The sequence below is a fragment of the Pseudomonas sp. ES1 genome (assembly GCF_050586605.1).
Taxonomy (GTDB): Bacteria; Pseudomonadota; Gammaproteobacteria; order Pseudomonadales; family Pseudomonadaceae; genus Aquipseudomonas; species Aquipseudomonas sichuanensis.
In genome coordinates this window covers 104,854-119,321 of sequence record NZ_JBOBDM010000002.1, presented here as the reverse complement: position 1 = coordinate 119,321, position 14,468 = coordinate 104,854, and the positions used below count along the sequence as shown (strand labels likewise).

The following is a 14,468-nucleotide window of genomic DNA, read 5'->3' as shown; positions in this document are numbered from 1 at the left end:
CGGTGTTCGCGGCTAAAGCCGCTCCTGTAAATTGCGCGACAGGTCAGGGCGGCCGCGCTCCTGCTCCAACCAATCCACAAACCGCTCGATCAACGCCCCACGCCGCTTACGCGGCGGCAGCACCGCGTAATACCCCCGCTTCGAGCGCAAACTCCCTTCCAACGGCCGGCACAGCAACCCCTGCTCGACCAGCCCATCAACCAGGTGCGCCCAGCCAATCGCCACCCCTTGCCCGGCAATCGCCGCCTGAATCAACAGCGTGTAATTGTCGAACCGCAACTGCCCGGCCGGTGGCGGGCTGTCCACGCCAAACCCGCGAAACACCCCCGCCCAGTCGAACCAGCGACTGGCCTGCTCACCCCGCAAATGGAGCAGGGGCAATCGTTGCAAAGCCACGGCTGACAAGGGTTTGCTATGAATCAGCCGAGGGCTGCACACTGGGAAAACTTCCTCATCGAACAGCCAGCGGCTCTCGCCCTGATGGAAGCGCCCATCGCCGAACAGCACCGCCACATCGATGTCCGGGCGCAACATCGCCTGGCTGCGCTCGCCGGTCACCAGGCTCACGTCCACCTGTGGATAAGCCTCATGAAAACGCTGCAAGCGCGGCATCAGCCAGAACGCCGCAAAGGCGAAGTCGGTAGCCACCTGCAGCACCTCGCGCTGGCCGCGCCCACTGGCTTGGGCAACGCCATCGTCCATCGCCTGCAAGCCCTGGTGCACCTGCTCGAACAACAGCAAGCCTGCCTCGGTCAGCTCGATGCCCCGGTAGATCCGGTCGAACAACCGCGTGCCCAGCTGCGCCTCCAGGCGCTTCATCTGCTGGCTGACCGCCGGCTGGGTGGTGCCCAGTTCCACGGCGGCAGCGGTGAAGCTGCGCAGGCGGGCGGCGGCCTCGAACACGCGCAGGGTGTCGAGGGGCAGGTCGGCAAGGTGCTCAAACATAAGCTTGGCTAATCCCAGTCATTGCCCGGCATGGGCTTTACCCCTGTTATCCACAGCCGCATGCTGGATTGCAAGTGGTACCCATAACCCTCGACGATGGAAGGCCCCCATGAAGCGACCCAACATCCTGTTCATCATGGCCGATCAGATGGCCGCACCCTTGCTGCCGATCTACAACCCGTCGCCGATCAAGATGCCCAACCTGGCCCGCCTCGCCGAGCAGGCTGTGGTGTTCGACAGTGCCTACTGCAACAGCCCGCTGTGCGCGCCGTCGCGCTTCACCCTGGTCAGCGGCCAGTTGCCCAGCCGCATCGGCGCCTATGACAACGCCGCCGACTTCCCCGCCGACGTGCCCACCTACGCCCACTACCTGCGCCGCCTCGGCTATCGCACCGCGCTGTCGGGCAAGATGCACTTCTGTGGCCCGGACCAGTTGCACGGCTACGAAGCGCGGCTGACCAGCGACATCTACCCGGCCGACTACGGCTGGGCGGTGAACTGGGACGCCCCCGACCAGCGCCCGAGCTGGTACCACAACATGTCCTCGGTGCTGCAGGCCGGGCCCTGCGTGCGCACCAACCAGCTGGATTTCGATGAAGAGGTGGTGTTCAAGGCGCGCCAATACCTCTACGACCATGTGCGCGAGGATGACGGCCGGCCGTTCTGCCTGACCGTCTCCATGACCCACCCCCACGACCCGTACACCATCCCCAAGCGCTACTGGGACCTGTACCAGGATGTGGATATCCCGCTGCCGCAGGACGAAATTGCCCAGGCCGAGCAGGACCCACACTCGCAACGCCTGCTCAAGGTCTACGACCTGTGGAACAAGCCGTTGCCCGTGGACAAGATCCGCGACGCCCGCCGCGCCTACTTCGGCGCCTGCAGTTACATCGACGACAACATCGGCAAACTGCTGCAGACCCTTGAGGACTGTGGCCTGGCCGACGACACCCTGATCGTGTTTTCCGGCGACCACGGCGACATGCTTGGCGAGCGCGGGCTCTGGTACAAGATGCACTGGTTCGAGATGTCGGCGCGGGTGCCGCTGTTGATCCATGCGCCCAAGCGCTTCGAGCCGGCCCGCGTCAGCGCCAGCGTCTCCACCTGCGACCTGCTGCCAACCCTGGTGGAACTGGCCGGCGGCGCTGTGGATAACCACCTGCACCTGGACGGCCGTTCGCTGCTCGGCCATCTGCAAGGGCAGGGCGGGCATGACGAGGTGATCGGCGAATACATGGCCGAAGGCACGGTCGGCCCGCTGATGATGATCCGCCGTGGCGCCTACAAGTTCGTGTACAGCGAGGACGACCCCTGTTTACTCTATGACCTGAGCCGCGACCCGCACGAGCGGGAGAACCTCACCGGCAGCCCGGACCACCAGGCGCTGCTGCAGGCATTTGTCGATGAAGCCAGGCAGCGCTGGGACATCCCCGCGCTGCGCCAGCAGGTGCTGGCCAGCCAGCGCCGCCGCCGCCTGGTGGCCGAGGCGCTGGCCATCGGCACGCTGAAAAGCTGGGACCACCAACCGCTGGTGGACGCCAGCCAACAGTACATGCGCAACCACATCGATCTCGACGACCTCGAGCGCAAGGCACGTTATCCACAGCCCGCACCCCTGGATTGAGAAGAGAGGCCGCCATGCAGAAGTTCTCCGCCGCCGTGCTCGCCCTGGCCCTGAGCCTGGGCACGGCCCACGCCGCCGACAGCGACGCGCAATGCAGCACCGTGAAGCTGGCCGACCCCGGCTGGAGCGATATCGCCAGCACCAACGCCCTGGCCCGGCTGCTGCTGGAAAGCCTGGGTTACCAGGTGAAGATCGACAGCTTGGCCGTGCCGATCATCTACGGCGGCCTCAAGGATGGCCGTGTCGATGCCTTCCTCGGCAACTGGATGCCGGCGCAGCAAGGCTTTCATGACAAGTTCATCGCTAATGGCGATGTGCAGCAACTGGCGAAAAACCTGGAAGGCACCGAGTTCACCCTGGCGGTGCCCGACTATGTATGGAACGCGGGCGTGAAGGACTTCGCCGACCTGCAAAAGCATGCCGAGCAGTTCGACAAGAAGCTCTATGGCATTGGTTCGGGCGCGCCGGCCAACCTGTCGCTGAAAGAGATCATCGACAAGAACGAGTTCGACCTGGGGCAGTGGAAACTGGTCGAGTCCAGCGAGCAGGCAATGCTGGCGCAGGTGGACCGGGCGGTGAAGAAGCAGCAGTTCATTACCTTCCTGGGCTGGACCCCGCACCCGATGAACGTGAAGCTGAAAATGCATTACCTCACGGGTGGGGAGAAATGGTTCGGCAGCAAGGGCGATGTTTACACCCTGACCCGCAAGGGATATCCACAAGCGTGCCCGAATGCGGCGAAGTTGCTTGGCAACCTGAAGTTCTCGCTGGAGATGGAGAACAGCATCATGGCTGAGGTTGTGGATAAAAAGGTGAGCTTCGACGAGGCGGCCAGGGCTTGGGTGAAGGCGCATCCTGAGCTGTTGGATGCCTGGCTCGCAGGAGTGACTACCAAAGCGGGCGAGGATGCCCAAAAAACCGTAATAGCTAAACTGTGATCCGCTGAGCGACACATAGTCCCTGTGGGAGCGGGTTTACCCGCGAAACAGGCACCGCGGTCTCTGGCACCGGCTGTGCCGGTGATCGCGGGTAAACCCGCTCCCACAGGGTCAGTGAAATCTTCAGGAATCTGTTATCCCCATGCCCCGCCTTAGCCACCTGCTGCCCTTCCTCACCTGGCTGCCCCGCCAATCGGGCCGCAGCCTGCGCCAGGACCTGCTGGTGGGCCTGAGCGGCGCCATCCTCGCCCTGCCGCAGTCCATCGCCTACGCCCTGATCGCCGGCCTGCCCGCCGAATACGGCCTGTATGCGGCCATCGTCCCGGTGCTCATCGCCTGCCTGTGGGGCTCGTCCTGGCACCTGATCTGCGGCCCCACCGCCGCCATTTCCATCGTCCTCTACGCCAGCATCAGCCCGCTGGCCGTGGCCGGCAGCGCTGACTACGTGACCCTGGTACTGTTGTTGACCTTCCTCGGCGGCCTCTTTCAATTGTTGCTGGGGCTTTTGCGCTTCGGTGCGCTGGTCAATTTCGTCTCCCACTCGGTGGTGCTCGGTTTTACCCTCGGTGCCGCCATCGTCATCGCCCTTGGGCAACTGCCGAACCTGCTGGGGATGGACCTGCCGAGCCAAGCCACTGCGCTGAAGACCGTGCAGGACCTGGCCGGGCACATGAGCGAAGTGGATGTGCCCTCGCTCGCCCTGGGCCTGGCCACGCTGGTGATCGGTATCACTCTGAAGCTGTGGCGCCCGCGCTGGCCAAGCCTGTTGATAAGTCTGCTGCTGGTCAGCCTGATGGCCTGGCTGCTGCCTGGCTACTTCGCCCACGTGCCCAGGGTGGCTGCGTTCACTGGGCAGCTCCCGCCTTTCAGCCCGCTGCCTCTGCTGGACGTGGAACTGATGCTGCGCCTGCTGCCCAGCGCCGTGGCGGTGGGCATGCTGGGGCTGGTCACCAGCCTGTCGATTGCCCGCTCGTTGTCGGCACGTTCGGAGCAACTGATCGACCCTGACCAGGAAATCCGCGCACAGGGCCTGTCGAACATTGGAGGCGCGTTTTTCTCCGGTTACCTGTCCGCCGGTTCCTTTACCCGCTCGGGCCTCAGTTACGACGCAGGTGCGCGTTCGCCGCTGGCCGGGGTGTTCTCGGCGTTGTGGGTGGCGCTGTTCGCCGTGACCGGCGCCGGGCTGATCGCCCATCTGCCGATCCCGGCGATGGCGGGGAGCATCCTGCTGATCTGCTGGGGGCTGGTGGACCATCGCGGCATTCGCGCGCTGTTCCGGGTCAGCCGCTCGGAGTTCCTGGTGATGGCGCTGACGGCGGCCGCGACGCTGCTGCTGGAGCTGCAGACGGCGATCTATGCCGGGGTGCTGGCCTCGTTGTTCTTCTACCTCAAGCGCACGTCGCGGCCACGGGTGCAGCAGAGCCGGGAAGGGGAGGCGGACATCTTGCGGGTGGGCGGGTCGATCTTCTTCGGCGCGGCGCACTACCTGCAGGTGCGCCTGCAGCGCTGCCAGGGACCGCACGTGGTGATCGATGCGCGGCAGGTGAACTTCATCGATTATTCGGGTGTGGATATGTTGCACCGCGAGGCGCGGCGGTTGATGCGTAATGGCGGCAGCCTGACGCTACAGCGGGCAAGGCCGCAGGTGATCGAGGAACTGCAGAAGCTGGAAGGCATGGCGAGCTGCCCTATACGCTTCGAGGGCTGACGGTCAACTGGCATTTCTGTCAGTTGCGAACAGCGCGCAGGCGATGAAAATGTGAACAACGCTCATTCACTGCGGAGCACGCCATGAGTAGTTGCGTTCATCTCGCACTGGCACTGGTGCCAGTGCTGGCTGCACCAGGCACCAATGCTGCGGAGAACTGCTGGAGCGTTGCAGATGCCCAGGTACGAATTGCCCGGCTAGAAAGCGATATGTCCGCCCGCGACCCCTTCACTGGCGAAACACAATCCACAGCAAAACTCGCTCACTACCGGCAGCAGATTGATCTGGAACGCCAATTCATCCAACAGCACCCAGCAGTCAACTGCGCGCCAGTTGCCGACGCAGCTCATCCAGCACAGGCGCCGTGTCCGGACGCACCCCTCGCCAGATAAAGAACGCCTCGGCCGCTTGCTCCGCCAGCATCCCCAACCCATCCAGCACTTTGGCCGCGCCCAGCTTGCTCGCCCACTGGCAGAACGGCGTCGGTTCCTTGCCATACATCATGTCGTAGCAGACGGTACGTCCCGCTTCGACCAGGCTGTCGGCAATCGGCGGCAGCTCGCCAGCCAGGCTTGCCGAGGTGGCGTTGATGATCACGTCCACCGGCTCCTGCAACCAGCTGAAACCGCTGGCCACAACCGGCCCCAGCTCATCGAACTCACGGGCCAGTTGCTCGGCCTTCTCCACCGTGCGGTTGGCGATCACCAGCGACTGTGGCTTGTGCGCCAGGATCGGCTCCAGCACACCGCGCACCGCGCCACCGGCGCCGAGGATGAGGATACGCTTGCCGGCCAGCTCGACCCCGGCGTTGACGGTGAGGTCGCGCACCAACCCGGCACCATCGGTGTTGTCACCTTGCAACCTACCGTCGGCCAGCTTGGTCAGGGTGTTCACCGCACCGGCACGCTGGGCGCGCGGGGTGAGGCTGTCGCACAGGCGGTAGGCCTCTTCCTTGAACGGCACGGTGACGTTGGCGCCGCTGCCTTGCTTGAAAAAGCCACGGGCGCAGTCGCTGAACTCGTCCAGCGGCGCCAGCAGGGTGGCGTACTCCAGGGCCTCGCCGGTCTGGTCGGCGAACAGGCGGTGGATCAACGGCGACTTGCTGTGGCCGATGGGGTTACCGAAAACGACGTACTGGTCCATTGCGGTTCCTCTTTTATCCACAGGCTTACTGGGCGAGCCAGTCGCGGTCTTGCAGGAAGTACTCGGTCAGGCGCGCTTCTTCACTGCCCGGTTCGGCTTTCCAGTCGTAGCCCCAGCGCACTTGCGGCGGCAGCGACATCAGGATCGACTCGGTACGGCCACCGGACTGCAGGCCGAACAGGGTGCCACGGTCGTAGACCAGGTTGAACTCGACGTAGCGGCCACGGCGGTATTCCTGGAATTCGCGCTGCGCGGGGGTGTAGGGCATGGCCTTGCGGCGCTGGACGATCGGCAGGTAGGCCTCGACATAGGCGTCACCGATGGCGCGGATGAAGGCGAAGCAGGTGTCGAAGTCCCACTCGTTCAGGTCATCGAAGAACAGGCCGCCAATGCCGCGTGGCTCGCCACGGTGCTTGAGGTGGAAGTAGCGGTCGCACCAGGCCTTGTAGCGCGGGTACACGTCGGCGCCGAACGGCGCGCAGGCCTGCTCGGCCACGCGGTGCCAGTGCACGCAGTCTTCTTCATTGCCGTAGTACGGGGTCAGGTCGAAGCCGCCGCCGAACCACCACACGGCCTCTTCGCCTTCTTTTTCGGCGATGAAGAACCGCACGTTGGCGTGGGAAGTCGGCACATGCGGGTTGTGCGGGTGGATCACCAGCGACACGCCCAGCGCCTCGAAACCACGGCCCGCCAGCTCCGGGCGGTGGGCACTGGCCGACGGCGGCAGGCCGCTGCCGAACACGTGGGAGAAGTTGACGCCGCCTTTCTCGATCACCTTGCCGTCGCCGATCACCCGCGTGCGACCGCCGCCGCCGGCATCGCGCACCCAGGCATCCTCGACGAAGCGGGCGCCGCCGTCTTCGTTCTCGAGGGCAGTGCAGATGCGGTCTTGCAGGTCGAGCAGGTAGGCTTTCACGGCCTCGGTGCGGCTGGTCATCGGGTCACCTGGAAGGAGCGGGGAAAATTCGCCGCGTAGCATACCACCGGCAAACCCCGCGCCGCAGTTGACGGCGATCAAGCAAAGGCGTCCGATAGAGGGCCTTTGCAACCCTCAAGACAGGAGTGTGTGATGGCCAAGCGTATCCAGTTCAGCCAGCATGGCGGCCCGGAAGTGTTGCAGCTGGTGGAATTCGACCCGGCCCCGCCCGGCCCGCAGCAGGTGCGTGTGCGCAACCATGCAATCGGCCTGAACTTCATCGACACCTATTTCCGTGGCGGGCTCTATGCACCGCCGTCGCTGCCTTCCGGGCTGGGTACCGAAGCGGCTGGGGTGGTCGAGGCAGTGGGCGAGGGCGTCAGCCGGATCAAGGTGGGTGACCGCGTGGCTTATGCCGGTGGGCCGCTGGGGGCCTACAGCGAGGTGCACACGCTGCCGGAGGCCAACCTGGTCAAGCTGCCGGAGGCGATCAGCTTCGAGCAGGCGGCGGCGGTGATGCTCAAGGGGCTGACCACGCAGTATTTGCTCAAGCAGACCTATGCCGTGCAGCCGGGTGATTTCGTGCTGTTCCATGCGGCTGCCGGTGGTGTGGGTTCGCTGGCTTGCCAGTGGGCCAAAGCGTTGGGCGCCAAGCTGATCGGTACTGTCAGCTCTGCCGAGAAGGCCGAACGGGCCAAGGCACTCGGGGCCTGGGCGACCATCGACTACAGCCGTGAAGACGTGGCCCAGCGGGTGCTGGAACTGACCGACGGTCAGAAATGCCCGGTGGTGTACGACGGCGTGGGGGCGGATACCTGGCTGACTTCGCTGGATTGCCTGAAGCCGCGTGGGTTGATGGTGAGCTTCGGCAATGCCTCTGGCGCGGTGACCGGGGTGAACCTGGGGATCTTGTCGCAGAAGGGTTCGCTGTATGTCACCCGGCCGACGCTGGCGAGCTATGCCAACAACGCCGAGAACACCCAGGCCATGGCCGATGACCTGTTCGCGATGATCGCCAGCGGCAAGCTGGTGGTGGATATCCAGCAGCGGTATCCGTTGAGTGAGGCGGCCAAGGCGCAGAGCGAGTTGTCGGCGCGGCGGACGGTGGGTTCGACTGTTTTGCTGCCTTGAAGGCCCTATCGCGGGGCAGTTCGCCGTTGCGGCCTGCCCCGCGAACGCTGGATTCCACAGGTACTTTCATCAATCCACAGCTCATGCAAAACAATCGCACCGGCACGAAGCTGTTCCACTGACGAGCGCAATCGCTGCGTATTGCTACGTGAGCTCAATAGATATTGGGTTTCTTGCATTTAGTCTTTTCTCCCTGACACCGCGCACCCTGTGGGAGCGGGTTTACCCGCGAAGCAGGCGCTGCGGTGTATGGCACCGGCTTCGCCGGTGTTCGCGGGTGAACCCGCTCCCACAGGTTATGCGTGGCCCTTGTGGGAGCGGGCTTGCCCCGCGATTGCGTCAGTTCAGCCGGTGGAATTCTTGACCGGTGGCGCCGACTCGATGCCATCAAGCATCGCCTCCACCAACCCCTCCGCCATTTCCAGCGAATGCAGGCTAGACCAGTACATGCCCCGCCCCTCATCCCGCAGGTGGTCGAGCGCCTTGATACCGGTGTCGTAGGCGCAGCGCAGGTAGAGCGCTACATGCACCAGGGCGTCGTGTGCTGGGACATCAGGGTTCACGGAAAAGAGGGGCGGATGGCCTGCATCGCAGCGGCCGAAGGGGTGGGTGGAGGTGTTGGGGAGGGGTGGATCCGGGACGATCTTTTTCATCATGAGATCTCGCGTCTAGGCCGACACGCATCCGTTACCACACGGATAGGTGGCAGCTGCATACGGGGTGGTAAACCGGGAGAGATCTCAAAACCCGGCAGGCACGAGGCCTCCCGCATGCAGCCACCATTGACTGCCAAGATCTCTCCCAGCTCGGGTTACCACACCCGGTCGCCAAGTTATTCGGCGACGGTCTGGAGCCTAGAGGCAGGAGTTCCCAGTGAGAAGGTAATGGCGGTCGACAGGGTGCGTAGGATATTTCGCTAATTTTCAAATGGACAGTCTGTGGGATCAGAATCAGATAACACTGATGCCAAACCGTAGCGAGCTGCGCCGCATGTCAGAGAAAAGGCTGGCTGCTTGACCCATTAGATCCACAAACGTAGCCTCGTCACTGAGGTTGTGCTGGTGCGCCGGTTGAGTTTCAAGTTATCCGGGCGAGTGCATCCTTACCCTTTGGCCGCTTAAGCGGCCATTATTTTTGGGCTTTTTTCTATCCCTACTTAGGCACGATGGAATAGAGCTCCGCCTTGGGCTTGCGGGCCGTCAGTTCAAAAATCGCCTCCCAGCACCGCCCCTGTGGGAGCTGGCTTGCCAGCGATAGGGCCAGTTCAGGCAATGATGTTGCCCCTGCTGGCCTCATCGCTGGCAAGCCAGCTCCCACAAAGGTTGCTCACAGGGTTTAGAGCTTCAGCCCGGGCGCACAACCTCACCGGTCGCCAAATCCCTAATCACACTCGGATTCTTCCGCCCGCCCAACGCCCCACCCAGCACCATGTCCAGCTGCTTGTGGAAATACTGCTCCACCCGCAACCGGCTCTTGGCCGCCGGGCGCCCGGCCGGGTTGCAGGAGGTGGAAATCAACGGCCCGACCAACGCGCACAGCTCCCGCACCTGTGGATGGTCACTGACCCGCAGCGCCACGCTGTCATGCTGCCCGGTCACCCACTCGGGCAGCAGGTCCTGGTGCGGTACCAACCAGGTGTTCGGCCCCGGCCAGGTGGCGGCCATGCGGTCGATCCAGTCCTGGGGGAAGTCCTCGAACAGGAAGTCGAACTGGTGGATGCTGTCAGCGACCAGGATCAGGCCTTTATCCACAGGCCGCGACTTGAGCGCCAGCAGGCGATACACCGCGTCTTCGTTCCACGGGTCGCAGCCCAGGCCCCAGACCGCTTCCGTTGGATAGGCGATCACCGCACCCGCCTTGATCTCACGCGCAGCTTGTTGCACACGCCAACTGCTCACCATTTGTTGTCACTCCACATATAAGCCTTGCGCGCAGTTTACTTAGCCGGACCTTGCAAACCAACGCCCGGCTTCATTACTCACCCGGCCCTCAAGCTCCAGCTCGGTCAGGCTGGCCAGCACCTGGGCCAACGGCTGGCCGCTGCTGTGGGCCAAGCCCTCGGTAGTGTGGGGCGCAGCATGGAGCAAGGCGAGCAGGGGATGATCGGGTTTGCCCACAGGCGCGGGCGGCAGGTTCTGCCAGCCGCGCAGGCTGTCGAGGATCTGTTCCACGCTCTCCACCAGCAACGCACCGTCGCGGATCAATTGGTGACAGCCCTTGGCGCCGGGGTGGTGAATGGAACCGGGGATGGCATACACCTCACGCCCTTGTTCGGCGGCAAGCCGGGCGGTGATCAACGAGCCACTGGCAATGCTCGCCTCGACCACCAGCACACCCAGCGACAGCCCACTAATGATCCGGTTACGCCGGGGGAAGTTGCCCGCCAACGGCCCGGCGTCCAGGGGGTACTCGGAAACCAGCGCACTACCGCTGTCGAGCATCGCTCGGGCGAGGTCGCGGTGGCGCTGTGGATAAAGTTTTTGCAACCCCGTGCCGAGCACCCCGATAGTGTGCCCGCCGGCCTTCAATGCGGCCCGATGAGCGGCACCGTCAACGCCCAGCGCCAGCCCGCTGGTGATGGTGAAACCGGCTTGCGCAAGGCAACGCGCGAACGCACCTGCGGTATCCAGCGCCGGAGGTGAAGCACGCCTGCTGCCCACTATCGCCAACTGCGGGCGCTCCAGCAAAGCCGGGTCGCCGGCGACGAACAGCAAGGGCGGCGGGTCGTCGATTTCACCGAGCAACGCGGGATACCCAGGCCCGTCCCACATCAGCAAATGCTGGCCCGGGCGCTCTAACCAGGCCATTGCAGCCAATGCACCGTCGCGCACCTCGGGGCTGCGCCGGGCATCGATGCTGGCAGCAGGCAGCCCCAGCGCACGCCAGGCACTGGCCGGCGCGCTCAGTGCCGACGAGGCATTGCCGAAGGCTTCGATGAGGGTATGGAAACGGCGCAGGCCAGTGTCGGGGAGGCGATGCAGACGCAGCCGCGCCTCCAGTTCGGCAGGCGGGCAAGGCGACGAACGGGGTGTAGTCATAGGGGATCATCCTTGATCGAAAAGGGGCCATCGGCGTGGCACAAGCTGTGGATAACTGTGTTGATAACGCTTTGAAAAGCTGTCCATCAAATCGGCAATAAGCCGCCCTTTCACACCCTAGCCGAGCTTTCACAGGTGCCTTGGCCACCTTTTCCCTTTATTATGTGTGCTCAGTTTTCAACCGACCGCACAGTGACTGCCTGACCCCTATGGCCATTTTGAACATTCTCGAATTCCCCGATCCGCGCCTGCGTACCATTGCCAAACCGGTAACGGTGTTCGACGACGCCCTGCGTCAGCTGATCGACGACATGTTCGAAACCATGTACGAGGCCCCAGGCATCGGCCTGGCGGCGACCCAGGTCAACGTTCACCAGCAAGTCGTGGTGATGGACCTGAGCGAAGATCGCAGCGAGCCGCGCGTCTTCATCAACCCCAGCGTCGAAGAACTGACCCACGACATGGGCCAGTACCAGGAAGGCTGCCTGTCGGTGCCGGGCTTCTACGAAAACGTCGACCGCCCGCTGCGCGTCCGGGTCAAGGCCCAGGACCGCGACGGCAAGCCCTACGAGCTCGAAGCCGAAGGCCTGCTGGCGGTGTGCGTGCAGCACGAATTCGATCACCTCAACGGCAAGCTGTTCGTCGACTACCTGTCGCAGCTCAAGCGCGACCGGATCAAGAAGAAGCTGGAAAAGCAGCACCGCCAGCAAGCCTGATCCCCACCTTCCAGAAGGCTTGCTCCGGCAAGCCTTTTTCTTTTTCGAGAAGCGAGAACTCCATGCGCATCGTCTTTGCTGGCACCCCTGAGTTTGCCGCCGAACACCTCAAGGCCCTGCTCGACAGCCCGTACGAGATCGTGGCCGTCTACACCCAGCCGGACCGCCCTGCCGGCCGTGGCCAGAAGCTCATGCCGAGCGCGGTCAAGGCCCTGGCCGTGGCCCATGACATCCCGGTGTACCAGCCGCAGACCCTGCGCAATGCCGATGCGCAGGCCGAGCTCGCCGCACTGAAGCCGGACCTGATGGTGGTGGTCGCCTACGGCCTGATCCTGCCGCAAGCGGTGCTGGATATCCCGCGCCTGGGTTGCATCAACAGCCATGCCTCGCTGCTGCCGCGCTGGCGCGGTGCGGCACCGATCCAGCGTGCCGTGGAGGCGGGTGACGCCGAGAGCGGCGTGACCGTGATGCGCATGGAGGCTGGCCTGGATACCGGCCCGATGCTGCTCAAGGTGGTCACGCCGATCAGCGCCGACGACACCGGCGGCACCTTGCACGACCGCCTCGCCGAAATGGGCCCGCCTGCGGTGATCCAGGCCATCGCCGGCCTGGCCGATGGCAGCCTGCAAGGTGAAGTGCAAGACGATGCCCTGGCCACCTACGCACACAAGCTGAACAAAGACGAAGCGCGCATCGACTGGAGCCGCCCGGCCGTGGAGCTTGAGCGCCTGATCCGCGCCTTCAACCCTTGGCCTGTGTGCCACAGCACCCTGGACGGCGAAAGCGTGAAGGTACTGGCCGCCAAGTTGTCCACAGCCCAGGGCGCCCCAGGCGCAATCCTGTCGGCCAGCAAGGACGGCCTGGTGGTCGCCTGCGGTGAGCAGGCCCTGAGCCTGACCCGCCTGCAACTGCCGGGTGGCAAGGCCCTCAACTTCGCCGACCTGTTCAACAGCCGCCGCGAGAAATTCGCCAGTGGCAAGGTGCTCGGCCAATGAATCCACGTCTGGCTGCCGCCCGTGCCTTGGCCGCCGTGCTCAGCGGCAAGGCTTCGCTGAACAGCTCGCTGCCGGCGCAACTGGACAAGGTCGATGATCGCGACCGTGGCCTCACCCAGGACCTGGCCTTCGGCACCGCCCGCTGGCAGCCGCGCCTGGACCTGCTGGCCGCACAACTGTTGCAGAAGCCGTTCAAGGCCGCCGATGCCGATGTGCAGGCGCTGCTGTTGGTCGGCCTGTACCAGCTGTTCTACACCCGCATCCCGGCCCACGCCGCCATCGGCGAAACCGTAGGCTGCGCCGACAAGCTGAAGAAGCCGTGGGCCAAGGCCCTGCTCAATGCCGTGTTGCGCCGCGCCCAGCGCGAGGGCGAGGCACTGCTCGCCGACATGGAGCGCGACCCGGTGGCGCGCACCGCCCACCCGCGCTGGCTGCAGAAGTCGCTCAAGGCCTTCTGGCCGGAGCAATGGGAAGCCATCTGCGCCGCCAACAACGCCCACCCGCCGATGATCCTGCGCATCAACCGCCGCCACCACAGCCGCGACGCTTACCTCGCCCTGCTGGCCGAGGCCGGTATCCAGGCCAGCGCCTGCCAGTACAGCCGTGACGGCATCGTGCTGGCCGAAGCCTGCGACGTGCGCGGCCTGCCGGGCTTCGCCGAGGGTTGGGTCAGCGTGCAGGACGAAGCCGCGCAGTTGTCCGCCGACCTGCTGGAACTGGCCCCCGGCCAACGCGTGCTCGACGCCTGCTGCGCCCCGGGCGGTAAAACCTGCCACTTGCTCGAAGCCGAGCCGAAGCTTGCGCACATGGTCGCCATCGACCTCGAGGCCAAGCGCCTGACCCGCGTGCGCGAGAACCTCGACCGCCTCCAGCTCGATGCCGAGCTGATCGCCTGCGACGCCCGCGACACCGCCAGCTGGTGGGACGGCAAACAGTTCCAGCGCATCCTGCTCGACGCCCCCTGCTCGGCCACCGGCGTGATCCGCCGCCACCCGGACATCAAGCTGACCCGCCAGGCCGACGACATCCCGGCCCTGGCCGCGCTGCAAGGCGAACTGCTCGATGCCCTGTGGCCGACCCTGGAAGTGGGCGGCATGCTGCTGTACGCCACCTGCTCCAGCCTGCCCACCGAGAACACCGAAGTGATCGACGCCTTCCTGGCCCGCACCCCCGGTGCCCGCGAGCTGGACCTGGCGACCGAGGCCGGCCTGCGTCAGCCCCACGGGCGCCAGCTGCTGGCCCAGGAGGGCGGCCACGACGGTTTCTACTATGCCAAGCTGATCAAGATCGCCGCCTCGCGGTAAGCACAAG

General features: G+C 64.7%; 13 protein-coding genes. 7 read left to right on the top strand and 6 right to left on the bottom strand.

Annotated elements, in window-relative coordinates; all coding sequences use genetic code 11:
- Positions 1-12: 12 nt before the first annotated feature.
- Positions 13-945 carry a choline sulfate utilization transcriptional regulator gene (locus ACQ4N9_RS01735; RefSeq protein WP_390970088.1) on the bottom strand — a complete coding sequence of 311 codons (933 nt, stop codon included), beginning with the start codon at positions 943-945 and terminating at the stop codon, positions 13-15.
- Positions 946-1,054: 109 nt separating this feature from the next.
- Here ACQ4N9_RS01735 and betC point away from each other — a divergent pair, with 109 nt between their 5' ends.
- The 3 genes from betC to ACQ4N9_RS01720 all read left to right on the top strand — a co-directional run bounded on the left by betC (position 1,055) and on the right by ACQ4N9_RS01720 (position 5,218).
- Complete coding sequence (gene betC, locus ACQ4N9_RS01730; RefSeq protein ID WP_390970090.1) at positions 1,055-2,572, top strand: choline-sulfatase; 1,518 nt, start codon at positions 1,055-1,057, stop codon at positions 2,570-2,572.
- Positions 2,573-2,586: 14 nt separating this feature from the next.
- Entirely contained in the window at positions 2,587-3,510 is a 924-nt protein-coding gene (gene choX, locus ACQ4N9_RS01725) for a choline ABC transporter substrate-binding protein (RefSeq protein ID WP_390970092.1), read from the top strand.
- Between the two features lie 142 nt (positions 3,511-3,652).
- A complete protein-coding gene (locus ACQ4N9_RS01720; RefSeq protein ID WP_390970094.1) occupies positions 3,653-5,218 on the top strand; it encodes a SulP family inorganic anion transporter in 1,566 nt (521 codons plus the stop codon).
- A gap of 318 nt (positions 5,219-5,536) precedes the next feature.
- On the opposite strand, the gene aroE is transcribed toward ACQ4N9_RS01720, so the two are convergent.
- On the bottom strand, positions 5,537-6,361 hold the full coding sequence (gene aroE / locus ACQ4N9_RS01715; protein WP_347150398.1) for a shikimate dehydrogenase: 825 nt from the start codon (positions 6,359-6,361) through the stop codon (positions 5,537-5,539).
- Positions 6,362-6,386: 25 nt separating this feature from the next.
- Positions 6,387-7,298: an oxygen-dependent coproporphyrinogen oxidase gene (gene hemF / locus ACQ4N9_RS01710; protein WP_390970096.1), complete on the bottom strand. Its 912-nt coding sequence runs from the start codon at positions 7,296-7,298 to the stop codon at positions 6,387-6,389.
- A 132-nt stretch (positions 7,299-7,430) separates the two neighbouring features.
- On the opposite strand from hemF, the gene ACQ4N9_RS01705 reads away from it, so the two are divergent.
- The gene (locus ACQ4N9_RS01705; protein WP_323831213.1) at positions 7,431-8,408 is read left to right on the top strand and encodes an NADPH:quinone reductase; all 978 of its coding nucleotides are present in this window, start codon (positions 7,431-7,433) and stop codon (positions 8,406-8,408) included.
- 344 nt (positions 8,409-8,752) lie between these two features.
- Here ACQ4N9_RS01705 and ACQ4N9_RS01700 read toward each other — a convergent pair whose 3' ends face one another.
- From ACQ4N9_RS01700 to dprA, 3 genes are all read right to left on the bottom strand, one after another.
- The gene (locus ACQ4N9_RS01700) at positions 8,753-9,064 is read right to left on the bottom strand and encodes a DUF3077 domain-containing protein (RefSeq protein WP_390970098.1); all 312 of its coding nucleotides are present in this window, start codon (positions 9,062-9,064) and stop codon (positions 8,753-8,755) included.
- 687 nt (positions 9,065-9,751) lie between these two features.
- Positions 9,752-10,309, bottom strand: coding sequence for an L-threonylcarbamoyladenylate synthase (locus tag ACQ4N9_RS01695; protein WP_110994082.1), 558 nt, complete (start codon positions 10,307-10,309; stop codon positions 9,752-9,754).
- Positions 10,310-10,348: 39 nt separating this feature from the next.
- On the bottom strand, positions 10,349-11,446 hold the full coding sequence (gene dprA / locus ACQ4N9_RS01690) for a DNA-processing protein DprA (protein WP_258705437.1): 1,098 nt from the start codon (positions 11,444-11,446) through the stop codon (positions 10,349-10,351).
- Positions 11,447-11,655: 209 nt separating this feature from the next.
- Here dprA and def point away from each other — a divergent pair, with 209 nt between their 5' ends.
- From def to rsmB, 3 genes are all read left to right on the top strand, one after another.
- Complete coding sequence (gene def, locus ACQ4N9_RS01685; RefSeq protein ID WP_110994080.1) at positions 11,656-12,162, top strand: peptide deformylase; 507 nt, start codon at positions 11,656-11,658, stop codon at positions 12,160-12,162.
- A gap of 62 nt (positions 12,163-12,224) precedes the next feature.
- Positions 12,225-13,157, top strand: coding sequence for a methionyl-tRNA formyltransferase (gene fmt / locus ACQ4N9_RS01680; protein ID WP_390970101.1), 933 nt, complete (start codon positions 12,225-12,227; stop codon positions 13,155-13,157).
- Positions 13,154-14,461, top strand: coding sequence for a 16S rRNA (cytosine(967)-C(5))-methyltransferase RsmB (rsmB, locus tag ACQ4N9_RS01675; protein WP_390970103.1), 1,308 nt, complete (start codon positions 13,154-13,156; stop codon positions 14,459-14,461). The genes fmt and rsmB overlap by 4 nt, the downstream gene beginning before the upstream one ends.
- The last annotated feature ends 7 nt before the right edge of the window (positions 14,462-14,468 follow it).